Genomic DNA, 26972 nt, shown 5'->3' on the forward strand with positions numbered 1-26972 from the left:
CACCCGTTGAGAGCGCTTCCGATGACCGAGCCGGCCCCTTCCGACAACCCCGCTGACAACCCGACCGCCGCGCCAGCGCCCGCCGACGAGCGCGTTCGCGCGCCAAGGCCGCGCCGGATTCCGCGCAGCCGTGCCCAACAGGCGCGGCTCGATGCGCGCGAATCCGCTTTCGAGCCGCTGCCGTTCCCCTCGTATTCACCCGACGACGCGCGCCGCCCGTTCGCGGACAAACTCGACGCATGGTTCGCCGCGCGCCGTTGGCAGCCGTTCGATTTTCAGCGCGAGGTTTGGCGCAACATCGCCGCTGGCGCGAGCGGCGTACTGCACGCAAGCACCGGGGCCGGCAAAACCTGGGCCGTGTGGTTCGGCGCGCTCGCCGCGTTCGCGAGTGCGGCGTCGACGCCGCGCAAGCACCCCGAACCGCTGACGGCGCTCTGGATTACACCAATGCGCGCGCTCGCGGCCGATACCGCGCGCGCGTTGCAAAGCTCCGCGGCCGAACTCGCGGTACCCTGGAGCGTCGGTCTGCGCACCGGCGATACGTCGGCCGCCGAACGCGAGCGCCAGAACCGACGCATGCCGTCCGCGCTCGTCACGACGCCCGAAAGTCTGACGCTGATCCTGACGCGCGCCGATGCGCGCGAAGTACTGTCTCAGGTGCGGCTCGTGATCGTCGATGAATGGCACGAACTGCTCGGCAACAAACGCGGCACACAGACGCAACTCGCGCTCGCGCGTCTCACGCATTGGCGGCCCGGCTTGCAGGTATGGGGGCTGTCGGCGACGCTGGGCAATCTGTCGTTCGCGACCGAGGTCCTGCTCGCGCCGGTCGCGACGCCGCGCGTCAGTGTGCACGGCGCGCTGCCGAAGGCACTGATCGTCGACACGATCATTCCCGACACGATCGAGCGCTTTCCGTGGGGCGGTCACATGGGTATGCGTCAGGTCGATGCGGTCGCGCGGGCGATCGACGAAGCGCGCACGTCGCTCGTATTCACGAACACGCGCTCGCAATGCGAGGTGTGGTATCAGGCGCTGCTCGACGCGCGCCCCGAATGGGCCGGCGTGATCGCGCTGCATCACGGCTCGCTCGATCAACACGTACGCGAGTGGGTCGAACACGGATTGAAGGACGGCTTGCTAAAGGCCGTGGTGTGTACGTCGAGTCTCGATCTCGGCGTCGATTTTCTGCCGGTGGAGCGCGTGTTCCAGATCGGCTCGCCAAAAGGCGTCGCGCGTTTGATGCAGCGCGCGGGCCGCTCGGGACACGCACCCGGTTTGCCGTCGCGGGTGACGATCGTGCCGACGCATGCGCTCGAATTGATAGAAGCGGCGGCCGCGCGTGAAGCCGTCGACAAACGGCAGATCGAAAGCCGCGATACGCCGCAAAAGCCGTTCGACGTGCTGGTGCAACATCTCGTCACCGTCGCGATCGGCGGTGGTTTCGACGCGCGCGAGTTGTACGATGAACTTCTGCATACCTATGCATATCGCGATCTGACGCAGCAGGAGTTCGACTGGGCTCTGGGTTTCGTCGAAGGCGGCGGCGCGACGCTGCGCGCGTATCCCGACTACCATCGCGTCGCGCGCGATAGCGACGGTCTGTACCGCGTGCCGCGCGACGATCTCGCGCGCCGGCATCGCAACAACATCGGCACGATCGTCGCGAACGGGACGTTGAACGTGGCGTATCTATCGGGCGGTCGCATTGGCGCAATCGAGGAATCGTTCATCTCACGGCTCAGACCCGGCGATGTATTCACGTTCGGCGGCCGCGCGCTGGAATTGATCCGCGTGCAGGATATGACGGCGTGGGTGCGGCGTGCGAGCTCATCGCGTGGCGCAATGCCGCAATGGGCCGGCAGCCGCATGCCGCTATCGTCCGAGCTCGCCGACGCGACACTGACGATGCTCGCGCGCGCCGCCGACGGCATCTACGACGAGCCGGAAATGCGCGCGGTACGGCCGCTGCTCGAATTGCAGCAGAAGTGGTCGGCGTTGCCCGAGCCGGGTGTGCTGGTCGTCGAACTGCTGAAATCGCGCGAGGGTTACCACTTCTTCTGCTATCCGTTCGCCGGGCGCACCGCGCATATCGGGCTTGGCGCTTTGCTCGCGTGGCGGGTCGCGCGCGACGAGCCCGGCACGTTTTCCATTTCGATGAACGACTACGGTTTCGAATTGCTGTGCGCGCAGGCGTTCGATTGGGACACGCACTTGCGCAATGGCCTGCTTTCACCTGACGAACTCGATCACGACATTCTTGCAAGCCTCAATTCGTCCGAACTCTCTTTGCGACGTTTTCGTGAGATTGCGCGGGTGTCGGGCCTCGTGTTTCAGGCGCATCCTGGACAGCAGAAAAGCGCGCGGCAATTACAGGCCTCGAGCGGGCTTTTCTACGAGATCTTTCGTCAACACGATCGCGGCAATCTGCTGCTGGGCCAGGCCGATACCGAAGTACTGCTGCAGGAACTCGACGTGCGGCGCATCCGTATCGCGCTCGAACGAATGAACGCGAGCCGCGTCGTGCTCACGCGGCCCAGCAAGCCGACGCCGTTCGCGTTTCCGTTGATCGTCGGACGCCTGCGCGAAAAAGTCAGCACCGAGAAGCTCGCCGATCGCGTCGAGCGAATGCTGGCCGAACTCGAAAAGGCGGCGCAACGATGACGGCGAACTCTCTTGCGATCGACGTCGGCGGACAGCCTCTCGTGCTATCGAGTTTGCGCGCGTGTTTCGATCCGGTGCTGCGCGCGCTTTTTATCGCCGATGCGCATTTCGGCAAGGATGCGGTGTTTCGCGCGCGTGGCATTCCGGTGCCGACGGGTTCGACCGTGGAGAATCTGCTGCGAATCGATCGTCTGATCACCGAGTTCGAGCCGGCGATGCTGGTGTTTCTCGGCGATCTGCTGCATGCGCGCGAGTCGCTGTCGACGCCCACACTCGATGCGTTGCATGTGTGGCGCGCGCGGCATGCGTCGATGCGCGTGGTGCTAGTCGAAGGCAATCACGATCGGCATGCCGGTGCGTTGCCGCCTTCGTTGGATGTCGAGTCTGTGCGCGAGCCGTGGCATTTCGGGGCGTGGGCGCTGTGTCATCACCCGCATGCGGTCGATCACGCGTATGTGCTCGCGGGGCATGTGCATCCGGTCTATCGGATCGCGACGCGGACCGATTCAGTGCGCGTGCCGTGCTTTCGCTTCGGGATCGATCGGGGGGTGCTGCCGGCGTTCGGGAGTTTTACTGGAGGCGCGCGTGAGACGGGGCGCGTTTTGGGGGAGCGGGTTTTTCTGGTCGTGCAGGAGAGGGTGATTGAGTTGAGCGGTTGAGCGGACGGCGGGGGCCGTCCGCTTTGTTGCCTGATTGCGTTTTTGTTTGCGGGTTGGCTTGCTGATTCGCTAGCCTGGTTTTTTGCTGGCTTTTTCGCTGCAAATTCCCCGCGGTGCTCGAGCGCGGTCGGTGTGGAGGCCGGGCGGCGCCGGCCTCCCTTCCTGGAGAGAGCCCCGCAGGGTTCGCGGGACCCTTGCCACTGCCTAATGGTTGCTGCCGCCGTGGCCGCCACTGCCGGAGCCACCGCCGCCGTAGCCGCCATGGCCTCCGTGCCCACCGTTACCGAAGCCTCCGTTGCCGAAGCCGCCACCGTTGCCGCCGTTGCCTTGGCCGCCGCCGTTGCCACCGTTACCGCCGTCGCCGCCATGGCCACCGTGACCTCCGTTGCCGGAACCACCGCTGCCTTGGCCACCACCGTTGCCGCCGTTTCCGCCCTGGCCGCCGCCGTTGCCACCGCCACCACCGTTGCCTCCATGGCCACCGTGTCCGGAACCGCCGCCGCCCTGGCCGCCGCCTTCGCCGCCCTTGCCGCCGCCTTCGCCGCCCTGGCCGCCGCCTTCGCCGCCATGGCCACCGTGTCCGGAGCCTCCGTTGCCCTGGCCGCCACCGCCTTCACCGCCATGGCCACCGTTGCCCGAGCCGCCGTTACCCTGGCCGCCGCCTTCACCTCCATGGCCGCCGTGTCCAGAACCGCCGTTGCCCTGGCCACCGCCTTCACCGCCATGACCACCGTTGCCCGAGCCGCCGTTGCCTTGGCCACCACTGCCTTCACCACCATGGCCACCGTGTCCGGAACCACCGCCGCCCTGGCCGCCACCGCCTTCACCACCATGGCCACCGTGTCCCGAACCGCCGTTGCCCTGGCCGCCACTGCCTTCACCGCCATGGCCACCGTGTCCGGAACCGCCGTTGCCTTGGCCGCCACCTTCACCGCCACGGCCACCGTTGGCAGAACCGCCCTTGCCTTCGCCACCGCTGCTACCGTGGCCGCTGTCACCATGACCGCTGCCGCCGTGGCCGCCGTCGCCGTGACCGCCCTCGCCATGGCCGCCGTCACCATGGCCGCCGTCACCGTGGCCGCTTTCGCCGTGACCGCCCTCGCCGTGACCGCCCTCGCCGTGACCACCTTCGCCGTGACCACCTTCGCCGTGACCACCCTCGCCATGGCCACCCTCGCCATGGCCGCCGTCACCGTGACCGCTTTCGCCATGACCGCCCTCGCCGTGGCCGCCGTCACCGTGACCATGACCGGCATCTCCATCACCACCGTGGCCGTGACCATGACCGCCATCGCCGTCACCCTCGCCACCGAGACCATGTCCATGACCACCGTCGCCATCACCATCACCGCCATGGCCGTGGCCATGACCGCCATCGCCGTCACCCTCGCCGCCGTGGCCGTGACCATGACCGCCATCACCGTCACCCTCGCCACCGTGGCCGTGGCCATGACCGCCATCACCGTCACCTTCGCCGCCATGGCCATGACCATGACCGCCATCACCGTCACCCTCGCCACCGTGACCATGTCCATGACCGCCATCACCGTCACCCTCGCCACCGTGGCCGTGGCCATGACCGCCATCGCCGTCACCCTCGCCGCCGTGGCCGTGACCATGACCGCCATCACCGTCACCCTCGCCACCGTGGCCGTGGCCATGCCCGCCATCACCGTCACCTTCGCCGCCATGGCCATGACCATGACCGCCATCACCGTCACCCTCGCCACCGTGACCATGTCCATGACCACCGTCGCCGTCACCCTCGCCACCGTGGCCGTGGCCATGACCGCCATCACCGTCACCATCGCCACCGTGGCCGTGGCCATGACCGCCATCGCCGTCACCCTCGCCGCCGTGGCCATGACCATGACCGCCATCGCCGTCACCCTCGCCACCGTGGCCGTGGCCATGACCATGACCGCCATCACCGTCACCATCGCCACCGTGGCCGTGGCCATGACCGCCATCGCCGTCACCATCGCCGCCGTGGCCATGACCATGACCGCCGTCACCATCACCATCGCCACCGTGGCCATGTCCATGACCGCCGTCGCCATCACCATCACCACCATGGCCATGGCCATGGCCATGACCATGCCCATGCCCATGCCCCCCACCACCGTCCCCACCATCCCCGCCGTTATCGCCGCCACCGTTGTTGCCGCCATCGCCGCCCGTGCCGCCATTCCCCGAGCCATCGCCACCGCTTCCAGCGCCGCCGTTACCGTTGCCGCCGGAACCGCCGTTACCATTGTTGCCGCCGGTATTTCCCGAGCCCACCCGCCGGTGCCGGAATTAGCCGAACTATTTCCGCCACTGCTGCCCGCGCCCGGCGACGACGTCCCGCTGCCCGGCGACGAGCCGGTGGACGACGTCGGACCGAGCCCCGCCGCCGCGATGCCGAGGGCACCCGCCCCGAGTTGCCCGAATCCCCCCGAGGTGCAGCCCGGCCCGCCGCCCGACGGACATCCGCCGTACACGCTCGCCTCGGCGAGCACCATCACTCCAGGATTGGTTGCTGGCGCGGCGGTGCTCCCCGAATTCGTCTGCGCACCCGCCATCGCCGCATAAAGACTGACCGCGACCGCCAAAGCCGCCCGCCGCGTGCCAAGTATCCACGCGTCCCCGTTTTGCTTTTTCATTTCATCCTCCTAATTATTTCCCCTGAGCGACCGGTCCAATTTACGAGTGAATCTCCGCTCGTGAAAAAAAACGAAAGTCAAAGCCTTTGCGCAGCTTCGCCTTATGCGAATTAAAATGCGCTCGCACTAAATACTTCTCTCACGGAAAATCCCCGGTCCGATTTGGCGTGCTTCGAGAGAATGGGCTGGCCGTGCGCGCACATGATCGTGAGAGCCGCACAGCGAGGCTTGATGGACGTTGAAGTTATTCGCAGTGCAATCGCGCGACCGTGCGCTAGACCACGCAATGCGATATTGCCGATGCGGCGTGCCAGGCAGGGGAAAACGACGATGCGTCCGCCAAATCCGCTAATCCAGATTCTTCATACGGGAAGTTAAAACTATCACGCTCGATGCAATTTGAGCGACATAAAGAAAATTAACATTTGGTTTTATCGGATGAATTCAGATCATTTACACATCATCCGTTTTATTCATGTGGCCATTCGCACATAAACAAGAAAATTGGAAAAGCCGAATGAGAGAAATCCAATAGACAACACCATGAAAATCACCGAAATGCGCGCGCGAAACATTACGCGTCGTTGCATAACGCCTGTGCGTCGCAAAGAGCGATGTCGCGATGTGCGCTGCCGCGCACAGTCGCCGAACGTGCGGCTCAGCCGTACGCGATCGCGACCCACTCCATCGGCAAAGTGTCGCGGCACAACCACCAGCGCGTCAGATAACCAACACATCGGCACGCACGCTTTTTCCGGAGCATTCCCACCATCTTCCGCGCCACCGTCGCGTATCGTCGTTGCGCTGCCCGCAAACGCCCGTCCCCGCGAGCTACTGCGCGGGATCGCCCCCATACGCGGGTAAACCTTTGTTTGACTTCGTCGCGCCGCCCCGTTTACTGCACGCAGCCGAACCTCTCAATCCGCTTTCATTCACCGCCCGCATTTTGTTTGGTCTGCTGAGCAGTGTTCTGCGAGCGCCCTCCCCTCTCCGACGAGGTACAACATGGTTACTATCTCCAGCAGCGCCGTCGACGAATTCAAATCCACACTGCGCGGCCAGCTTCTGCTGCCCGACACGCCGGGCTTCGACACGGCGCGCAGCATCTGGAACGCGATGATCGACCGTACTCCCGCGATGATCCTGCGCTGCGCGGGTGTGGCCGACGTGCGCAGCGGCGTCGCCTTCGCGCGCGACAACGGCCTGCCGCTCGCCATTCGCGGCGGCGGCCACAATATCGGCGGCAGCGCTGTGTGCGACGATGGCCTCGTGCTCGATCTGTCCACGATGAAATCGGTGCGTATCGACCCGCAAGCGCGGCGCGCGTATGTCGAACCCGGCGCGACGCTGCATGATTTCGATCACGAAGCGCAGGCATTCGGACTCGCGACACCACTCGGCATCAACTCGACGACCGGCGTCGCAGGTCTGACGCTCGGCGGCGGCTTCGGCTGGCTGAGCCGCCGCTACGGCATGACGATCGACAACCTCGTCGCGGCCGACATCGTCACCGCCGACGGTGAGTTCCGCCACGTGAGCGCCACTTCGCACGACGATCTGTTCTGGGCGATTCGCGGCGGCGGCGGCAATTTCGGCGTCGTTACGCTATTCGAGTTCGCGCTTCATGAGGTCGGCCCGCTCGTGTATGGCGGCCTCGTCGTGTTGCCGCTCGCCGACGCGAAGGAAGCACTGATCAAATACCGCGATGCCGCGCCGGCAATGCCCGACGAGCTGGCCGTCTGGGCGGTCGCGCGGCTCGCGCCGCCGCTGCCGTTCCTGCCGCCCGACGTACACGGCAAACCCGTGCTGGTGTTCGCGATGTGCTACAACGGCCCGGTCGACCAAGGCCCGGACGCGGTAGAAGCCGCGCGCGGCTTCGGCAAGCCGCTCGGCGAACATCTTGGTCCGATGCCCCTCGAAGTCTGGCAACAGGCCTTCGATCCGCTGCTCACGCCGGGCGCGCGCAACTACTGGAAGTCGCACAACCTCGCCACCATCGACGATGGTCTGATCGACGCACTGATCCGCGCGATCGACACGCTGCCGTCCACGCAATGCGAAATTTTCTTCGGGCTGATCGGTGCGCAAACGCAGCGCGTGGCGGTCGACGCAACCGCTTACCCGGCTCGCGAGACGCTATACGCGATGAACGTGCACGGCCGCTGGGACGATGCGCGCGACGACGAGCGCTGCGTCGCATGGGCGCGCGACTTTTTCGACGCGGCGCGCCCGTTTGCGCTAGGCAGCGTGTACGTCAACTTCATGACCGAGGAAGAAGGCGGCCGTATCGCGGATGCCTATGGGCCCAACTATGAGCGGCTCGTCGCCGTGAAGAACCGCTACGATCCGCACAACCTGTTCCGCCATAACCAGAACATTCGCCCAACGCTGTAGCGACGACGCGCAACGGCAAGCAGCGCAAAACCGCGAACTGCAAATCGCCGCGCCGCCCTCGCGCAAGGCGGCGCGGCCCTTGGGCACGCTCCCTGCTATTTTGTCGGCCGCGGATGCCCGCGATGCGTGCTTCGCGCGTCGCGGCACGCCCGCTCAACGACAATCATCGCGCGCACGGAACCTCTCGTGCGCAAATGAGAACAAAGCAAAGCAAGGCGGCAATTCGCCGCACTCTTCCATAACGTACAACATGCGTGAGAAACGCAAAGGAAAACAGTCATGCGCAGACGACAATTCATCATGACCGGCAGCGCTGCATTGGCCGTCGCAGGCCTGAGCCTCACCGGTTGCACGACGACTTCGCCGTCCTCGAACGCATCGCCGTCGGCCAATGCCGGAAAGCGCGACACGATCAACGCCGGCGTCGACTCGACGCTCGCGCGTCTCTACGAAAACGTCGACGGTTCGCGCGAGCTCGTTGCGAAAGCGCGCGGCGTGCTGGTGTTTCCGTCGGTGATCTCGGCCGGCTTCTGGGTCGGCGCACAGTATGGTGAAGGGGCGATGCGCATCGGCGGCCGCACGGTCGGCTACTTCAGCACGGTCGCGGGCTCGTTCGGGTTGCAGATCGGCGCGCAGTCGAAGGCGCTCGTGTTTCTGTTCATGACGCAGGAAGCGCTCGACGAATTCATGCACAGCCAGGGCTGGGCGGTCGGCGCGAATGCGACCGTCGCCGTGCTGAAGGTCGGCGCGAACGGCGCGGTCGATTCCTCGACCGCAACGAGTCCGGTGCAAGCTTTCGTGTTGACTAACGGCGGTTTGATGGCCGGCGTGTCGCTCGAAGGCACGAAGGTGTCCCGGCTGATTATTTGAGTATCTGAGCGGAGCGCCCAGCGGACGCATCCCTCGCGCGCACGGCGCGCGGTATCTGCTCGCGACCGTGATCCTGAGCGGCCTCCTGATGGTGCTGTTCGGCGTATTGCGGGTCGGCAAACTGATCCGCATGGTCCCGCATCCGGTGATGCGAGCGCGCGTGAGGTGTGTGCTCGCGTGACCGTCGACATGAGCGCCGGCAACGCGGCCTGGCGGTTTAGCGCTGCTCCGGCAACTTGAACACCGAGATCGCCGCCGACAATTGCCCGGTCTGCGTCTTCAGCACATCGGCCGCCGCGCTCGCTTCCTCGACGAGCGCCGCATTCTGCTGCGTCGTCTGATCCATGCTCGCGACCGCGATGTTGACCTGCTCGATGCCCGAGGTCTGCTCGGCCGACGCCGCGCTGATCTCGCCCATGATGTCGTTGACGCGACGTACCGCCTGCACGACTTCCTGCATCGTGTCGCCCGCGCGTCCGACGTGCTCCGAACCGCCCGCGATCTGCGCGGCCGATTCTTCGATCAGCGCCTTGATCTCCTTCGCGGCCGCCGCGCTGCGTTGCGCGAGCGTACGCACTTCGCCCGCGACCACCGCGAAACCGCGGCCCTCCTCGCCCGCGCGCGCCGCCTCGACGGCCGCGTTCAACGCGAGGATGTTGGTCTGAAACGCAATCCCTTCGATCACGCCGATGATGTCGCCGATCCGGTGCGACGACTGTGAAATCCCGCGCATCGTGTCGATCACCTGGCCGACCACCGCGCCGCCGCGCGCCGCGGTCTCCGAAGCGTTGTGCGCGAGCTGGCTCGCCTGCTTCGCGTTGTCGGCGTTCTGACGCACGGTCGCAGTGATCTGCTCCATGCTCGACGCGGTCTCGCCGAGCGCGGCCGCCTGCTGCTCGGTGCGGCGCGACAGATCCGAATTGCCCGCGGCAATCTCGTTCGATACCGACGAAATCAGCGTCGCGCCGCCGCGAATCTGCTCGATCGCCTGCGCGAGACGCTGCTGCATCCGTTTCATCGCGGCGAGCAGGCTGGTACTGTCGCCGGTCTTCGTATCGACGATCACGTCGAGGTCGCCGTCCGCGATTCGCGACGCGATCTGCACCGCGTACGCCGGTTCGCCGCCAAGCTGACGCAGAATGCTGCGCAGAATCACGCCGATCACCAGCGACACGAGCGCGCAAAGCACTAGCGCCGCGATCACGTATTGCACGAGGGTGCGGTAGAACATCGCCTCGATGTCGTCCGTGAACACGCCGGTGACGATGGTCCAGTCCCACGGCTTGTAAAGCCGCATGTAGTTGCTCTTCGGCGCGAGCTGGTCGGTGCCGGGCTTCGGGAACATCAGATGAACGAATGCCTCGCCTTCGCGCTGGGTTTGCTCGGAACCCTCCTTGAACACATGACGGCCGTCCGGATCGGTGACGGTGGTCATGTCCTTGCCGACGAGGTCGGCGCGCGTGGCATGCATCAGCACGTGCGCGTGGCTGTCTTCGAGCACCAGGTAGCCGCCGGCGCCGTCGTAGCGCATCGCGCGCAGGTCGTCCATCGCGGCGCGCTGCGCGTCGGCGAGCGGCATCGTGCCGGCCGCGGCGAGCGCGTTGTAGCGATCGAGCACGCTGTACGCGATGCTGACCACGCTTTTCAGCTCGTCCTCGCGATCGGCGATCATCGTGTCGCGAGTTTTGTACGCTCCCCACAGGCCGATCGCCAGAATGCCCATGCACATCACCGCGAGCGCGAGCCACAGCCGCACTTTCAGGCGAAACCGTTCCATCTTCCGTATCCCTTGTCGTGGTTTGCGGCGGTCCGCGCAAGCGGACGCCGCAAACGTTTCATGTCGTTGTCGGGATTAACGGCGCGACGGCGGAAAACTTCAGTGCTACTCCAAGGTTGCGGGTTTCAGTCCGCCGGCAGCGTCAGCGCCGCCACTTCGCAGCGCGGCCATTGCCGCAGCACGTCGGGCGACATCAGCAGCTTGGCCGCGCGCACGCCGGCGCCCATCACGATCTGCGCACGGTCCATCACCGCGGCGTCGACCAGCACGCGCCATTCGGCCGGCAGACCAAAGGCGGTGATGCCGCCGAACTCCATCTGGCTATGCTCGACCGCCGCCTCGCGCTTCGCGAATGACAGCCGCTGCGCGCCGAGCGCGGCCTTCACCGCGCCGTTGATGTCGAGCCGCCGTGAGCCCAGCGACACCAGCGCCGCATAGTGCTCGCCACCGTCTTTCTTGTAGCGGATCACGATCGTGTTCGCGCAGTCTTCGAGGCCGAAGCCATAGCGCGCGCTGAATGCGGCGGTGTCGGAGGCGTCGTCGGTAACCGCGAACACCGTGATTCCGTGCGCCGGCAATTGTTCGATGACATGCGCGGGCAGATGCGCGCTCCACTGGTCGCGCTCGATGACGTCCAGTTGCCGTACGAGTTCGTGCGAATGCATGATGAGCGGAAAGGTGACATTAACCCGCTGCATTCTAGCGGTACGCGCGGGCGGCCGCGGAACGGGCCATGCAAGCAGGCAATGAAGCCCACCGCTTAACTTGTATAGTGATGGGCACGAGGTTTGCGGCGAAGCAAACACCGTGAAAGCGCCGTCACGATTCAGACACGATCATGGACATCGACACCCTTTCTCGCGAGAACCTCCAGCAGGCCGCGCGTCACCAGGCCAATTGGGCGATGGGCGCACTGCGGCAGTTCACGGAGAACCGCTGTCTGGAGATGGCGGCGAGCATCGCGTTCTATGCGGCGTTCTCGCTCGCGCCGACGCTCGTGATGGTGATCGCGGTGGCCGGCTGGTTCTTCGGACCGGCGGCAGCGCGCGGCGAGCTGTTTGGCCACATCAACGGCCTGATCGGCGACCAGGCCGCGGCCGGCGTGCAGACGATCGTCGAAAACGCGCACCACGCGGGCGCCAAAGGCGGCATCGCGACGATCATTTCCTTTTCACTGCTGGCGATCGGCGCGTCGGCGACGTTCTCGTCGCTGAACAGCGCGCTCAATATAGTGTGGCCGTACAGCGGGCCGCGCACGGCCAGCTGGCTCGCGCTGGTGCGGGTGCGGCTGATTTCGTTCGGGCTCGTGCTCGGCGTCGCGTTCCTGCTGATCGTGTCGCTGGTGCTCGATACGGTCATCGCCTTTATCGGCGAATGGCTGTGGGGCGACTCGCCGTATGTCGTGATCGGCAATCTGCTACAGCTCGGCGTCGGTCTGCTCGTGTTGGTCTTCGCGTTCGCCGGACTGCTGAAGTTCCTGCCCGACGCCCGGGTGCTATGGCGCGATGCGCTGGTGGGCGGCGTCGTCGCGGCCGTGTTGTTTACGGCCGGGAGAAAGCTGTTCGCGCTCTATCTCGCGCATGCGGGAATGGCCAGCGCGTTCGGCGCGGCCGGCTCGCTCGCGGTCCTGCTGATGTGGCTGTACTTCTCGGCGCTGGTGCTGCTGCTCGGCGCGGAGTTCTCGGCGGCGCGCGGCAGGCTGCACGATCCGCGCGGCGGCTGGGGCATGCAGGCAGAAGCGCCGCCGGGCAGCCGCGCGAAGCTCGCGTCGGTGCTGGCGGCATCGACCGTCGCGGCAAATGCGGTTTCTTCGGCTCGCTCGGCTGTGCCTGTTGGCGGCCAAACGACCGCGCCGCTGCTGCGGTCGGGGATCGACGCGGCGGCGCAAAAGCGCTCCGCGCATGAAACCGCGGTCGACGTGACGCGCAAGGTGCTCGACGTCGAAGCGCAAGCCACCCGTCTCGCGGCGTCGGCGATCGTCGAAGCACGCCGCCAGGCGACGGCCGCCGACCGCTACGTTCGACGCAACCCATGGACCTCCGTGCTGCTCGCGGCCGCCGCGGGGCTCACGGCCGCGGCCGTGGCGCGCCGTGGCGCCGATAGGCGCTGAAACGTGTTGCGCCGTCAAACCGCTCGATGGCGCTTGGACACAGCGCGCCTTTTCTGTCCAGCCTGTCTAGTCATTTTGTTGGCTGTTTCTTTATGCTTTCGCTACAAAATCAGGCAGACGTGTAGACGACTAGATTACGTTTAGCATGCAAATCGACGCCGAAAGTGCGTCAAATCACCCGGTCACTATCAACAAATCAACAATAATGCGCATCAGGCCAATAAATATTGCGCAAACAGAAATAATTGTTGATGGCTTTAAATACAAGGGTTTGCCTCGATTGTCAGTTTTTGGCGACACTCTTTTTTTTCCGTTTCTACCCGGCGGATGCGCTGAGCTATTCTGCTTTCCGCAACAACGAACAATCATCTGCGTGGAGAAATGGATGAAACGAATCGCACTGTCTACCCTCTCGCTGGCGCTCCTGGGCGTCGCCGGTATCGCACACGCGCAAAGCAGCGTGACCCTGTACGGCGTGCTGGATGAGTCGATCCAGTACGTGAACAACGCTACGCCGAAGGGCGGCAGCCTCGTTCAATTGTTTGGCGGCAACCTCCAAGGTAACCGTTTCGGCCTGAAGGGCACGGAAGACCTGGGCGGCGGCCTGAAGGCAATTTTCCAGTTGGAAAACGGTTTTGACATCAACACCGGCAAGCTGCAGCAAGGCGGCTCGATGTTCGGTCGGCAGGCTTACGTCGGTTTGACGGGCGACGCATGGGGCACGTTCACGGCCGGTCGTCAGTACGACCCGCTGGTCGACATGATCCAGCCGCTGACGGGCGACAACTACTTCGGTAGCACGTTCGCTACGCCGGGCGACGTCGACAACAACGACAACAGCTTCCGCGTCATCAACTCGCTGAAGTACGTGTCGCCGGTCTGGTCGGGCTTCCAGATCGAAGGTCTGTATGCTCTGGGCGGCGTCGCAGGCGCGACGGGTTCGGGCCAAACGTGGTCGGGCGCAGCAACGTATGCAACGGGTCCGTTCAGCGTCGCTGCAGGCTACCTGCACGCAAGCAATGCCAATTCGCCGGCTACGCGTGCGACTGCAGGCGGCTGGGCAGGTACGGCAGCGCCGGGCGCCACGTTTGACACCAACTTCCCGAACAACGCCGGCATCAACCAGGCATATGCGTTCTCGAAGTCGATCGGCATCGCTTCGGTAGCGGTTCAGTACGTGACGGGTCCGTGGACGGGCAACCTGTCGTACAGCAACGCACAGTACCGCCCGGACGCAAACTCGGGCTTCGCGACGACGCAGAAGTACAACGTCGGCCGCGCATACGTGGGCTACCAGCTCACGCCGGCAGCGCTGCTCGGTATCGGCTATGCGTACACGCACGGCTCGGGCGACGCAACCGCGACCTACAACCAGGTTTCGCTGGGTGGCGATTACAACCTCTCGAAGCGCACGGACTTCTACCTGGTCGGCGCATGGCAGCACGCAAGCGGCAACCAGCGCGTTCCGGCTACGGCTACTACGGGTGCCGGTACCCTCGTGCCGTCGACGGCTTCGATCGGTTCGTACGGCAACCAGTCGAGCACCAACAACCAGGTCATGGTCAGCCTGGGTATCCGCCACAAGTTCTAATCGAACTTCGAGTCGGACCTGCTACGCAGCTGACGAGCTGCGTAGCCAAAAAACCAGCCACAGGCGATGCCGATGGCTGGTTTTTTTTCGTCCCGAGGTTTTGGTGTGATTCCGACGAGCGCGACACGCGCTCCGAATCCGACCCAGCTAGCGCCGCTGCGCCTTGCCCTTGTCGGCTTGCGCGAGAATCTGCGCGGGCGACACATCGTGCTCATGCTCGACCCCATCGGCGCCGACCGGCGCGCGATATAGCACCAGCGCCCGCTCCGGATGCGGCGACGGCGCATCCAGCGACTGCTGCCAGTCCGGATCGGGAATCTCGGCGAACACCTGGCGCAAACGCTCGCCCCACGTGCGGTGAATCATGTCGAAGTACGCGTTGTCGCGATCGATCGACACGAATCGCGTGACGCGCAGCGCATCGTTCTCGTACACCAGCAGATCGAGCGGCAAGCCCACCGACAGGTTCGAGCGCAGCGTCGAGTCCATCGAGATCAGCGCACACTTCGCGGCCTCGTCGAGCGGTGTGGACGGCGTCAGCACGCGGTCGATGATCGGCTTCCCATACTTCGCCTCGCCGATCTGAAAGTACGGATTCACCGCCGACGCCTCGATGAAATTGCCCGCCGCGTAGATCATGAAAAGCCGCATGCGGTTGCCCGCGATCTGGCCGCCGAGAATGAAGCTGCAATTGAAGTCGACGCCGAACTTCTGCAGCGCCGCGGCTTCGCGCTCGTGCACGCGGCGCACCGCGCTGCCGACCACGCGCGCGGCGTCGGCCATCGTCGGCACGCTCCACAGCGTCGGCTCGCTGGCATCGGCGGGCTCGGACAACTCGTGCAGCACCGCCTGCGTGATCGACAGATTGCCGGCGCCGAGCAGCACCAGCACGCGTTCGCCGGGCTGCTCGAACACCGACATCTTGCGCGCGGTACTGATGTGATCCACGCCCGCATTGGTACGCGTATCGGACAGGAATACGAGGCCGTCGTTGACGGCCATCGCTACGCAGTAAGTCATAACGAATCCGCAGAACGCGAGGGAACGGGGCTATTGTAATGCGGCGCACTGGCGCCTTTTATCCGTGTTTACGGCCTTTTTTTATGGCCTTTTTCGCAGCCTTTAGCGTTGCAACGCGGCTACTGCGACATCTGCGTGCTGACCGCCACCGCCACGTGAAGCTCCTCTTCGAGGCCGCCGATGCGTCGACCGCGCACCGGTGCCGCCGCCTCATAGTCGCGCGCGACCGCGAGGCGGCAGTAGATCTCGCTGGCAAACGCGGCATGCGTGACGTCGAGCGAAATCCAGCCCTTGCCTTCGAGCCAAACGTCGACCCATGCATGACTCGCACCATGCGGCACGTCGCCGGGTTCGATATAACCGCTGACGTAGCGCGCCGGCACGCCGCGCGCGCGGCAGCACGCGAGCATCAGATGCGCATGGTCCTGGCACACGCCGTTGCCGAGCGCGAGCGCCTCGGCGGCCGTGCTCGTGACCTCGGTCACGCCGGGCCGGTATTGCACCCGGTGCACGATCTGCTCGGCAAGCGCAATCAGGCTTGCCGGACTCGCCAGATTCGCCACCGATTCCGCCAGTTCGCGGATCGCGCCATCGGCTTCGGTCAGACGCGTCGCGCAGGTGAAATGCTCGAGCGGAATCGGACCGGGCGGATCGCGCAGCACGCCGTCGACGAGCGGCATCGTATCCACCTCGCCCGACACGCGCAGATGAATCTCATCGTGCGGCTTGTTGATGACGAGCGTATGCAGCACGTTGCCGTAGGCGTCGAGTGTGGCGTCGAGCTTGCCCGGCGCGTCGATGCTCCAGCGCCGCACGGTCTGCCCGGCGCCGCTCGAGGGCGTCAGGCGCAACTGCTGGATCGAATAATGAACCGTTGCTTCGTAGCGGTAAAAGGTGTCATGGCGGATCGTCAGGTACATGAGAAAACTCCGTCAGGCCACTGGCAGCATCAGATAAGTACGCGCCACCAGATTGCCCAGCTCGAACACGCGAGCGAGGAACTGCGTCAGATAGCCATGCAAACCGCTCTCGAAAATCTGCCGGATGTCGGCATACAGCAGCTCGGCGCGCAGCTTGCCGGCGAAGCGCTCGCACTGGTTCGAGCCCGACGTGCGCAGCATCGCGAGATTGCTGCACACGCCGTCGAGCGAGGCGAGCAGCGAGCGCGGCATCTGCTGATTGAGGATCATCAGCTCGACGACGCGCGCGGGCGTCACGACGTCGCGATACACCTTCCGATAGATCTCGAGCGCCGACACCGAACTCAGGATCGAGGTCCAGTAATAGAAGTCCTCGAGCTGGCGCGCGGCGTCGCGCGAGTTCGGCTCGACGTTCGCAAAACGCACATCGAGAATCCGTGCGGTGTTGTCGGCGCGCTCCAGATACGTGCCGAGCTGCGTGAAAAAGAACGCGTCGTCCTGCAACGCAGTGCCGATCGTCACGCCGCGCGACAGATGCGAGCGGAACTTGACCCATTCGAACAACGAGCCGGGATTGCCCGCGGCCTGCCCGCTCGCGAGCCGCTCGTTGAATTCGAGCCACGTGTCGTTGATGGTTTCCCACCACTCGGTCGTCAGCGTGCCACGTACCGCGCGGGCGTTTTCGCGCGCGGCTTGCAGGCACGAATGAATGCTCGACGGATTGCTCGCGTCGGCGACCATGAAGTCGAGCACGTGGTCGCGCGTCGGTTCGTCGTAACGCTGGGCGAAGGCGCTTTCGAGCTCGGAAATGCGCAGCACCGAGCGCTGCGCGCGAGCCTCCTGTTCGGGCGTCTGCGGCAGCAGTTGCGCCTTCAGGTTGATGTCGAGCATGCGCGCGGTATTCTCCGCGCGCTCCATATAGCGGGCCATCCAGAAGAGGTGATCGGCGGTTCGGCTAAGCATGACGGCGTTCCATGTCTGTGATCTGAACGCGCGAGGCCTTCGTCAGCGACGAAAGCCCGCGCTGGTTATCCGTTGAGCGACGGCGGCGCACGCTCATTGCGTGCCGCTTGCCGCGCATCAGTCGACCATCCAGGTATCCTTGGTCCCGCCTCCCTGCGATGAATTGACGACGAGCGAGCCCTGTTGCAGCGCGACGCGCGTGAGGCCGCCGGCCACCATCGTGGTGGTCTTGCCCGACAGCACGAACGGCCGTAGATCGATATGGCGCGGCGCGATGCCTGCTTCGACGAAGGTCGGACACGCGGACAGCGCAAGAGTGGGCTGTGCGATATAGCCGGCCGGACGCGCGATCAGCCGCTCGCGGAAGGCCTCGACCTCGGCCTTCGTCGAGGCGGGGCCGACCAGCATCCCGTAGCCGCCCGCGCCGTGCACTTCCTTGACCACCAGCTCCGGCAGATGCGCGAGCGTATAGGCGAGGTCCTCGGGCTTGCGGCACTGATAGGTCGGCACGTTGTTCAGAATCGGCTTTTCGCCGAGATAGAACTGGATCATGTCGGGCACGTACGGATAGATCGATTTGTCGTCGGCGATGCCGGTGCCCATCGCATTCGCGAGCGCGACACGGCCGGCGCGATACGCGGTCAGCAGACCCGGCACGCCAAGCGCGGAGTCGGGGCGAAACGCGAGAGGATCGAGAAAGTCGTCGTCGACGCGCCGGTAGATCACGTCGACGCGCTTCGGTCCCTGGGTGGTGCGCATGAACACGTAGTTGTCGTCGACGAACAGATCCTTGCCTTCGACGAGCTCGACGCCCATCTGCTGCGCGAGGAACGTATGCTCGAAGTACGCGGAGTTGTACATGCCCGGCGTCAGCACGACGACGACCGGATCGTCGACGCCTTCCGGCGCGACCGAGCGCAGCGTATCGAGCAGCAGATCAGGGTAATGCGCGACTGGGGCGATGCGGTTCTGCACGAACAGCTCGGGGAAGAGCCGCATCATCATCTTGCGGTTTTCGAGCATGTACGACACGCCCGACGGCACACGCAGATTGTCTTCGAGCACGTAGAACTCGCCTTCGTCGCCGGCGCGCACCACGTCGACGCCCGCGATATGCGCGTAAACACCGAGCGGCACGTCGACGCCCTGCATCTCCGGACGATACTGCGCGTTGGTATAGACCTGCTCGGCCGGCACGATGCCCGCGCGCACGATGTTGCGATCGTGATAGACGTCGTGGATAAACAGATTGAGAGCCTGCACGCGCTGTCGCAAACCCGCTTCGAGCGTCTGCCATTCGCCGCGCGGGATGATGCGCGGAATCAGATCGAAAGGGATCAGCCGCTCGGTGCCGGACAGGTCGCCGTTCACCGCGAACGTGATGCCGACGCGCCTGAACAGCAGGTCCGCTTCCGCGCGCTTGCGTGCGATCGCTTCGTTGCCCTGGCTGTCCAACCATCGCTCGAAGCGCGCGTAATGCGGCCGTACGCCATCGTCCTGATAGCGCATCTCGTCATAGCATCGCATGTCAGCCCCAGTCTTGTTGTCAAATAGAAGGCGAATGCGCTGCGCATTCGGTATTCGACCTTCGATCAAGCAAGCGTTATGCCATTGAATATGTCGTGATGATGCGCGTTGACGTGCACGGTAGCGGCGCATCCGCAGCGCGTCGGATTGCCTTGATCGTACTGTCGTGGATCATGATGCGCCAGTCAGGTGCGCGCGCGCCATCAGGGAGCACACTATGAGAGTCGCACCCGTCGTTTCGCCAATGGAGGCAATGAGCGCTACGAAGCGAGCGCATAAAAAAAGTCCCCGCGGATTCTCATCCACGGGGACTTCGATCACCTGCATGCAGGCGCTTTTTCACGCACTCAAACGTCAGGCATGATAAAACACAACCGCGCCATAACGACGCCCGAGCGTGAGAACAACGCGCTTAGGCAGCCGCTGCGTCCTTCAGCTTCTTCAGCGCGCGTGCCTTGATGCGCACGCTTGCCGGCTTGGCCGGGAACCAGCGCTCTTCACCCGTGAACGGGTCCTTGCCGAAGCGCTTCTTCTTCGCCGGCACAGCCTGCACGACGATCTTCAGCAGACCCGACAGCGTGAATTCGCCAGCGCCTTTCTTATGCACCGTGCCGAGGATCGTGTCTTCGAGCGCGGCCAGCACAGCCTTGGCGGTCTTCGGTTCCACTGCAGCACGCTCAGCGATGTGAGCTGCCAACGAGGCCTTCGTGAAGGTGTCCTTGATCGGCGTCGGTGCGCCAGACGCCTTCACGGCGACCTTCTTGGCTGCGACGGCTTTCTTCGCAGGGACTTTCTTTGCAGCAACCTTCTTGGTCGGTACCGGGGCAGCAGCCTTCTTGGCCACCTTTTTTGCGGAAGTCGGCATGTTTCTCCTACCTGTTGTGGTCAGTGAATTGCTTGAAGCGCACACCGTATGTGCACGCTTCAACGCCGGATTCTACAAGCGCTAAAGCGATTTGCGCGACTCTTTTATGTATTGCGATGAAGTTTTTTGCGTGGCGCCAACGGTCCAACACGTTTTAGTACCTGTTTTAGCGGCTAAAACGTGCGCGGCAAGGTTTTTAACAGGCAGGAGTAACGCTCGTTACAGTTCGTTTCGGCGGCGGTTTCGAGGTGGTCGCGGCGAGGCGAGCTGGTGTTTTCGCCCCTTGAATCAGGGCATTTTCTTCGTTTGACACGTCAAGCAACGCAACCCCGACGCTTCGGCGATGCCTACGCCGCGCTTGCGCCGAGTTCCGGTTCAGCGGGCGATGCGCGGCAGGATGCCGGCGAGCTTCGTCAGCGCCGTGTCGATATGCTCGGCCGCGATGCTGCCATAGCCGAACATCAGCCCAGGCTGCGGTGTCACGCGATGGTGAAATGGCGCGAGTCCATAGAGGCCGATCGACGCTTCACGCGCGGCGGTGACGAGCGCCTCTTCGCCGAGCGACGCCAACGGCCCCTTCAGCCGCGCCGCCAGATGGATGCCGGCAGTCGGCACGATCGGTTCGAACCAGCGCGCGAGGTCGCCTTGCAGATGCTCGAGCAGCATCGCGCGGCGCGCCGCATAAGCCTTGTGCATGCGCCGCAGATGGCGCGCGAAGTCGCCATTGAGCATGAACGCCGCGAGCGCCGTTTGCGTCAGCGTGCAGCCGTGACAATCAGCGATCTGCCGCGCCTTCAGCAGCGGGCCGTGCAACGACGCCGGCGGCACCAGGTAGCCGATGCGCAGCTCGGGAAAGATCGTCTTCGAAAACGTGCCGACATAGGCGACGAGACCGGCGCGATCGAGGCTCTTCAGCGGCTCCATCGGCCGGCCTTCGAAACGGTACTCGCAGTCGTAGTCGTCCTCGATGATGACCGCGCCGCGTTTTTGCGCCCATTCGAGCAGTTCGACGCGACGCTCGAGGCTCATCGGCATGCCGAGCGGAAACTGATGCGAAGGCGTCACGTAGACCAGCCGTGCCTTGTCCGGCAGCTTGCCGACGATCAGGCCTTCGCTATCGACCGGAACCGGCACCACGCGCGCGCCCGTCACCGTGAAGCAGGCATGCGCGGGCGGGTAGCCGGGGTCTTCGATGGCCGCGATTTCGCCGGGCCGCAGCGTGATGCGCGCGATCAGATCGAGCGCGTGCTGCGCGCCCTGCGTGACGATCACGTCGTCCCAGTTGCTCGATACCGCGCGGTTGAAGGCGAGGTAGCGCGAAATTGCGAGCCGCAGCTGCTGCTCACCGGCGGCCTCGCGATAGGTGCCGGGGCTGCGCGCCTGGCTGCGTAGCGCGTGATTCACGCAGCGGCGCCAGACGTCGAAGGGAAACAGCGTCTTGTCGGTCGCTCCGCCGATGAAGTCGAGCGGCGACGGCACCGACGGCCGCGGCAACGGCAGACTGTCGGGCAACTGCTGCCACAGCGGCTGCGCGCGTGCGGCGGCCTTCGCTTGCGCGGCGTCGCGCTCGCGCGAACGAGCCGCCGCGCGCGCCTGCGCGGAGCGCTCGGCGGGCAGCCGTTCGAGCCCGTCGGCGACGAAGGTGCCCGAACCGGCGCGGGCGCTCAGATAGCCTTCGGACAGCAGCCGCTCGAAAACATCGAGCGTAGTCTTGCGCGATACACCGAGCTGCGTCGCGAGATCGCGCGTGGACGGCAGACGCGTGCCGCCGGCGAGACGCCCTTCGAGAATGCCCGCGCGCAACTGTCGATAAATCTGTCCGGATAGATCGTGATGGCCTTCGACCGCGATATGAATGTCCATTCGGGTGGTTACCTCAAATAACGGCGAAATGGTTATTTCGAAAGACCAGTGGCGAACGTAAGCTTACCTCCACGGACGCCCATTTGGACGCCCTTCGCACGTTCACGAGGACTCTCTGATGCAAGCACGTCTCGACTTTTACAAGGCCAGCCCGAGCGGCACGCGCGCGATGCTCGCGCTCGAGGAAACGATCGGCAAGAGCACGATCGACAAGACGCTCGCCGAACTCGTGCGGATTCGCGCGTCACAGCTCAACGGCTGCGCGTTCTGCCTCGACATGCACGTGACCGACGCGCGCAAGCACGGCGAAACCGAACGGCGTCTCGCGACGGTGGCCGCGTGGCGCGAAGCGCCGTTTTTCACCGCGCGCGAACGCGCGGCGCTCGAATGGACGGAGGCAGTGACGCTGGTCGCGCAAACGCGCGTACCGGATACGGTATGGGAAGCAGTGAAGCCGCATTTCAGCGAGCAGGAAATCAGTGACCTGACGCTGCTGATCGTTGCGATCAACGGCTGGAACCGGATTGCGGTGTCGTTCAGGAAGATGCCCGAGTAAGCGGCGCGCCTTCGCGGGGCCTCAGAAGATCACGGAAACCGCCACCGCGAGCCAGATCGCGGTCACGCCCGTGAGAAACAGATGCCGCGCGATGCGCACGCGCGAGTCGCTGTTCTCCGGCTCGACGGGACTCGTCGCCATCCAAGGCACGAGCCCGAGGCATGCGAAACCGGCCAGCGCGAGCACGAAGACCACGATGTCGGCCTTATGCCAGGCGGTCGGCTCATACATGCCCCAGTAGCCGAGAAACACGATGCCGATCGAGAACACGGTCGCGGAAGCGGCGCTGAGCGCGGGCACCGAGCCAGTGGGAGTCGGCATGCTTGACCTCCGATCGTCAGGTTGCGGCGGCGCTCGCGCGCGGCGCGCCGTTCGCCCGATCCGCGTTCGCGCCGGCCGCGGCGAGCCGTCAGGAAGTGCGGGTCTGGCGCGCTTCGTACGTCTTCAGATGACTATAGGCGATGCGCAGCAGCGACAACGCGTGTTCGCCCTTTTGCGCGTCGCCGCCGCGCGTGATCAGGTCGCCGAGAATATGATCCGCCTCGGTGTGCGAGCGGTTTTCGACGTCGCGCAACATCGACGCGGTCAGCGGCGACGGCGTCAGCAGCACCTGGGCGGCGCGCGTGTCGAAGTCCGCGTCCATCGTGAAGCCGTTGTGTTCGGCCACCGCGCGGCATTCGCCGAGCAGATTCTCGATCACGCGCTTGCCGTCAGGCGCAGCCAGAATATCGCCGACCGAACCGCGCATCAAGCAGGTACTCCCAGCCAAGGTGGCGAGGAACACCCATTTCTCCCACATGCGCAGCAGGATGTTGTCGCTGACCGCGACGTCGAACTTCGCGCCCGACATCGCATCGGCAATCACCTGGGTGCGCTCCGAGGTGCCGCCCACGAGTTCGCCGAACGTGATCGCCTGCATGTCGTTCAGATGCATGATGTGCTGCTCCGCATTGAGCGTCGCGGCGATCACGCACTGGCCGCCGAGCACGCGCTCCTTGCCGAAGCGCGCGCTCAGCACCTCGATATGGCGCATGCCGTTGAGCATCGGCAGGATCAGCGTTTCTTCGCCGACGAATGGCGTGAACGAATCGATTGCGTCATCGAGACTGTAGGCTTTGCAGCTCAGCAGCACGAGGTCGAACGGCTCGCTGGCGACACCGGCCAGTATCGTCTTCACGTCCCGCAACTGGAGATTGCCCCGTGGGCTGTTGATGACGAGGCCGTCGCGCCGCAGCTTCTCCGCGCGACCGGCGCGGACGAGGAAGGTCACGTCCTGCCCCGCCGCCGCCAGACGTCCGCCAAAATACCCGCCTCCCGCGCCCGCCCCTACTACCAGAATTCGCATCGTGAGCCTCTTGAAAGATTTCGGTTTGCCGATCATGCGCGTCGCTGGTGGACGCATCCCGATAGTGCCGCGTGTGTGCTTCTTGTGCAGAATGTAGCAAAGATTGGGAATCGGTTCCGGGGAGGCTCAACTGCGGCGCGAACGCTTTCAAAGTCCCGCGCCTTCTGGCTGCAATCGCGCTATCGCGTGCCTTACTGTCCGGACGCGACCGTTTCCCCCTGCTCCCACCCGCCCCCAAGCGACCGGTACAGCGCGATCGCCGAAAGCGCATGCTCGCGCCGCGCCTGGTTCAGCGACTCGGAGTCGCGCAGATACGCTTGCTGCGCGTCGAGCACATCGAGGAAGCTCGACGCGCCGCCCTTGTACAACTCGGTCGACAGACGCAGCGCATGATTCGACGCATCGAGCGCACCGGCGAGGCGCTGCACCTGCGCCGCGCCGCTGACGAGATCGCTGCGATTGTCCTCGACCTCCTTCAGCGCCTGCAGCATCGTCTGCTGCAGGCCGAGCTGCGATTCGCGCATGCGGCTCTCGCTCGCGTCGATGTTCGCGGTGATTCGCCCGGCGTTGAAGATCGGGCTCGTTGCATTCAACGCGGCGCTGAACAGATTGTCAGTCAGCGTCGGCAAGCCGAGGTACGACGATGCAAGCAGCCCATTCGTCAGGTTGATCTTGAACTGCGGATAGCGCTGGGCTTTCGATACTCCCACTTCCGCCGCACGCTGTTCGACGAGCGCATAAGCGGTGCGCACGTCGGGCCGATGCAGCAACGCGTCGGACGGCAATACCTGCGGCGCGTTTTGCGCAGGCACCGGAATCTCGCGCGCGTTGGAAAGCAGCAGCGTATCGAGACTTTCCGGCGTACGCCCCGAATACACGGCGATCAGGCTCAGCTGATGCTGCACCGTCGATTGCATGCGCGGAATCTGTGCCTGCAAGTCCTGCAACTGATTTTGCGCACGGGCGACGTCGAGCTGAGTCGACAGTCCATAATGCAGACGCTGCTGCGTGAGCTTCAGCGCGCGGCTGCGAATCTGCTCGTTGTCGTCGAGGATCTGCAATTGGGCCTGCGCCCAGCGCAGATCGATATACGCAGCCGCCGTGTTCGCCGCGAGCGCGAGCCGCAACTGGTTCAGCGCCGCAACGCTGCCCGACACCTGCGCCTGCGACGCGAGCACCGCGAGCCGTTCGCCGCCGAACACATCAGGCGTCCAGCTCGCGGCGAGGCCAAAGCCGGCCTGGCGCACATAGCCGAGCGGCGGCGGCGTATTCTGCCGCTCGGTCGATGCGCCCGCGTTCGCATTCAGCTCCGGCAGCAGAGCCGCGCGATTCTGCGTCACCAGGTCCTGCGATTGCTTCACACGCTCGGCCGCGGCCTGCACGTCGAGGTTGCCGCTCAATACCGATTCGATCAGCTGATGCATGACCGGGTCGCCGAATTGCGCCCACCAGGCATCGGTGTTCACGCTGTCTTGCGGTGCGTCGACGCTCCAGGCGGCCGGAGCCAGCGTCTGCACCGCATGCGGCAAATCCGCGTGCGTGGCCGGTTGCACCGCGCAGGCCGCGAGCGTCAAAAATGCCGCGCCCGCCACTAACTTCATCACCATCCGTTTCATGTTGGACTCCTAGTGGGCATCGGGCGGGGGCGCGGTGTTGCCGAACGGGCGCGAGAACAGCACGCTCAGCAAGGCAACCACGAAGCACAGCGCAACCGCCAGAAAGGCATCGGAGAACGCGAGCACCAGCGCTTCGCGCATCAATGCCTCGTGCAATTCGGCCAGCCCCGCATTCGCGGCATTCAATACGTTGCCGCCGACTGCCGACAGATACTCGGCCTGCTTCTGCAAGATCGATTCGACGACCGGACGGCCCGCGTTCAGATGTTCGTCGAGCCGTTCGTAATGAAGATTCAGACGGTCGTTCAACATCGTGCTGCTGACTGCGATGCCGATCGCGCCGCCGAGATTACGCATCAGATTGAACAGCCCGCTCGCGGAGCGCAGCCGCGACGGCGGCAGCGCGCCGAGCGCCATCGTCACGATCGGCGGAATACAGAACTGCTGGCCAATTCCGCGCAATGCTTGCGGAATCAGCAACTGCTGCCAGCCCCATTGGTTCGTCAACGGCACGTACAGATAGCAGCCGATGCCGAACAGCGCGAGGCCGAACACCATCAGCAAGCGCATATCGACAAAGCGCGCGAGCGTCGAGTAAGCGCCAAGCGCGAGCAACTGAAAACAACCGACCGACAGCAACGCGAGACCGATCTGCAACGAATCGAAGCCGCGCACGCGGGCAAGAAACACCGGCGTCAGAAACACGGTGCAGAAGATCCCGATCCCGGTGATGAACGACAGCAGACTGCCGATACCGAAGTTGCGCAGAGCAAGCGCGCGTAGATCGACGATCGGTTCCCTCGCGGTGAACGCATGCACGAGGAACAGAAACCCGCAGATCGCCGCGACCCACGCGCACAGCACGATAACGTCGTCGCCGAACCAGTTCTTGCGCGGCCCTTCTTCGAGCACGTATTCGAGGCAGCCGAGAAAACCCGACATCAGCAGGATGCCGATGTAGTCGCCCTTCTTCAGCAGCGACAGATCGACCCTGTCGATATGCACGTACTTCGGCACCAGCAGCGTGACGGCGACGCCCGGCACCAGGTTCAGATAGAACAGCCAGTGCCACGACCATTGCGACGTGATCCAGCCGCCGATCACCGGGCCGATCGTCGGTGCCAGCGACGCGAGCGCGCCGATCGTCGTCGATGCGATCAGACGCTGCTTGCCGGGAAACAACACGAACGCGGTCGTAAACACGGTCGGGATCATCGCCGCGCCGAGCGCGCCTTGCAGACCGCGAAACAGGATCATCGAGTTGATGTCCCATGCGAGCCCGCACAGCATGCTGGTCACCGTGAAGCCGAGCGCGGAGAACGTGAAGAGCCACCGCGTCGAGAACACGCGCGTGAGCCACCCCGACATCGGAATCACGATGATCTCCGCGATCAGATACGAGGTCTGCACCCACGACAGTTCGTCCTGGCTCGCGGACAGCCCGCCACCGATATCGCGCAGCGACGAGGCGACGATCTGGATATCGAGCGTCGCCATGAAAAAGCCCACGCACATCAGCGCGAATGCGAAGACCTTGGTGCGGGTCGGCTGGTCGGCGGGGTTGTCGAGAACTTCGGTCATGATCGA

Annotated in this window: 20 protein-coding genes and 1 pseudogene; 9 read left to right on the forward strand and 12 right to left on the reverse strand. The window is 64.6% G+C overall.

Going from position 1 to position 26972, the window contains the following annotated elements; genetic code table 11:
- Positions 1-21 precede the first annotated feature (21 nt).
- The 6 genes and pseudogenes from G5S42_RS10060 to G5S42_RS10085 form a co-directional block, all read left to right on the forward strand.
- Positions 22-2664: a ligase-associated DNA damage response DEXH box helicase gene (locus G5S42_RS10060; protein ID WP_176106612.1), complete on the forward strand. Its 2643-nt coding sequence runs from the start codon at positions 22-24 to the stop codon at positions 2662-2664.
- A complete protein-coding gene (gene pdeM, locus G5S42_RS10065) occupies positions 2661-3323 on the forward strand; it encodes a ligase-associated DNA damage response endonuclease PdeM (RefSeq protein ID WP_176106613.1) in 663 nt (220 codons plus the stop codon). The genes G5S42_RS10060 and pdeM overlap by 4 nt, the downstream gene beginning before the upstream one ends.
- A gap of 207 nt (positions 3324-3530) precedes the next feature.
- Positions 3531-5897: a hypothetical protein gene (locus G5S42_RS45130; protein ID WP_217709879.1), complete on the forward strand. Its 2367-nt coding sequence runs from the start codon at positions 3531-3533 to the stop codon at positions 5895-5897.
- 1076 nt (positions 5898-6973) lie between these two features.
- Complete coding sequence (locus G5S42_RS10075; RefSeq protein ID WP_176106615.1) at positions 6974-8362, forward strand: FAD-binding oxidoreductase; 1389 nt, start codon at positions 6974-6976, stop codon at positions 8360-8362.
- 279 nt (positions 8363-8641) lie between these two features.
- On the forward strand, positions 8642-9232 hold the full coding sequence (locus G5S42_RS10080; RefSeq protein ID WP_176106616.1) for a BPSL1445 family SYLF domain-containing lipoprotein: 591 nt from the start codon (positions 8642-8644) through the stop codon (positions 9230-9232).
- A gap of 40 nt (positions 9233-9272) precedes the next feature.
- A pseudogene (locus G5S42_RS10085) lies at positions 9273-9383 on the forward strand (SulP family inorganic anion transporter); the annotation flags it as partial.
- Between the two features lie 66 nt (positions 9384-9449).
- Here G5S42_RS10085 and G5S42_RS10090 read toward each other — a convergent pair.
- A complete protein-coding gene (locus tag G5S42_RS10090; protein WP_176106617.1) occupies positions 9450-11009 on the reverse strand; it encodes a methyl-accepting chemotaxis protein in 1560 nt (519 codons plus the stop codon).
- Between the two features lie 125 nt (positions 11010-11134).
- Positions 11135-11674 carry a YbaK/EbsC family protein gene (locus G5S42_RS10095; protein ID WP_176110463.1) on the reverse strand — a complete coding sequence of 180 codons (540 nt, stop codon included), beginning with the start codon at positions 11672-11674 and terminating at the stop codon, positions 11135-11137.
- Between the two features lie 173 nt (positions 11675-11847).
- On the opposite strand from G5S42_RS10095, the gene G5S42_RS10100 reads away from it, so the two are divergent.
- Together G5S42_RS10100 and G5S42_RS10105 are read left to right on the forward strand one after the other, a co-directional pair.
- Positions 11848-13119, forward strand: coding sequence for a YihY/virulence factor BrkB family protein (locus G5S42_RS10100; RefSeq protein ID WP_176106618.1), 1272 nt, complete (start codon positions 11848-11850; stop codon positions 13117-13119).
- Positions 13120-13504: 385 nt separating this feature from the next.
- Positions 13505-14710, forward strand: a complete 1206-nt coding sequence (locus G5S42_RS10105; protein ID WP_176106619.1) for a porin — start codon at positions 13505-13507, stop codon at positions 14708-14710.
- A 147-nt stretch (positions 14711-14857) separates the two neighbouring features.
- Here the strand turns inward: G5S42_RS10105 and G5S42_RS10110 are convergent, their stop codons facing one another.
- From G5S42_RS10110 to pdxR, 6 genes are all read right to left on the reverse strand, one after another.
- On the reverse strand, positions 14858-15730 hold the full coding sequence (locus G5S42_RS10110) for a proteasome-type protease (protein ID WP_176106620.1): 873 nt from the start codon (positions 15728-15730) through the stop codon (positions 14858-14860).
- Positions 15731-15849: 119 nt separating this feature from the next.
- A complete protein-coding gene (locus G5S42_RS10115) occupies positions 15850-16650 on the reverse strand; it encodes a transglutaminase family protein (protein ID WP_176106621.1) in 801 nt (266 codons plus the stop codon).
- 12 nt (positions 16651-16662) lie between these two features.
- Positions 16663-17613 (reverse strand): alpha-E domain-containing protein, encoded by a 951-nt coding sequence (locus tag G5S42_RS10120; protein ID WP_176106622.1) that lies wholly within the window; start codon positions 17611-17613, stop codon positions 16663-16665.
- 117 nt (positions 17614-17730) lie between these two features.
- Positions 17731-19140: a circularly permuted type 2 ATP-grasp protein gene (locus G5S42_RS10125; protein ID WP_176106623.1), complete on the reverse strand. Its 1410-nt coding sequence runs from the start codon at positions 19138-19140 to the stop codon at positions 17731-17733.
- A gap of 412 nt (positions 19141-19552) precedes the next feature.
- The gene (locus tag G5S42_RS10130) at positions 19553-20005 is read right to left on the reverse strand and encodes an HU family DNA-binding protein (protein WP_013092256.1); all 453 of its coding nucleotides are present in this window, start codon (positions 20003-20005) and stop codon (positions 19553-19555) included.
- A 375-nt stretch (positions 20006-20380) separates the two neighbouring features.
- Positions 20381-21868, reverse strand: coding sequence for a MocR-like pyridoxine biosynthesis transcription factor PdxR (gene pdxR, locus G5S42_RS10135; RefSeq protein WP_176106624.1), 1488 nt, complete (start codon positions 21866-21868; stop codon positions 20381-20383).
- Between the two features lie 118 nt (positions 21869-21986).
- On the opposite strand from pdxR, the gene G5S42_RS10140 reads away from it, so the two are divergent.
- The gene (locus G5S42_RS10140) at positions 21987-22424 is read left to right on the forward strand and encodes a carboxymuconolactone decarboxylase family protein (RefSeq protein WP_176106625.1); all 438 of its coding nucleotides are present in this window, start codon (positions 21987-21989) and stop codon (positions 22422-22424) included.
- Positions 22425-22445: 21 nt separating this feature from the next.
- Here G5S42_RS10140 and G5S42_RS10145 read toward each other — a convergent pair whose 3' ends face one another.
- The 4 genes from G5S42_RS10145 to G5S42_RS10160 all read right to left on the reverse strand — a co-directional run bounded on the left by G5S42_RS10145 (position 22446) and on the right by G5S42_RS10160 (position 26966).
- Positions 22446-22745, reverse strand: a complete 300-nt coding sequence (locus tag G5S42_RS10145; protein WP_176106626.1) for a hypothetical protein — start codon at positions 22743-22745, stop codon at positions 22446-22448.
- An 88-nt stretch (positions 22746-22833) separates the two neighbouring features.
- Complete coding sequence (gene panE / locus G5S42_RS10150; protein WP_176106627.1) at positions 22834-23769, reverse strand: 2-dehydropantoate 2-reductase; 936 nt, start codon at positions 23767-23769, stop codon at positions 22834-22836.
- A gap of 191 nt (positions 23770-23960) precedes the next feature.
- Positions 23961-25385 carry an efflux transporter outer membrane subunit gene (locus G5S42_RS10155; protein ID WP_176106628.1) on the reverse strand — a complete coding sequence of 475 codons (1425 nt, stop codon included), beginning with the start codon at positions 25383-25385 and terminating at the stop codon, positions 23961-23963.
- Positions 25386-25394: 9 nt separating this feature from the next.
- Positions 25395-26966: a DHA2 family efflux MFS transporter permease subunit gene (locus G5S42_RS10160; protein WP_176106629.1), complete on the reverse strand. Its 1572-nt coding sequence runs from the start codon at positions 26964-26966 to the stop codon at positions 25395-25397.
- Positions 26967-26972 lie beyond the last annotated feature (6 nt).

The sequence above is a fragment of the Paraburkholderia youngii genome (assembly GCF_013366925.1).
Classification (GTDB): Bacteria; Pseudomonadota; Gammaproteobacteria; order Burkholderiales; family Burkholderiaceae; genus Paraburkholderia; species Paraburkholderia youngii.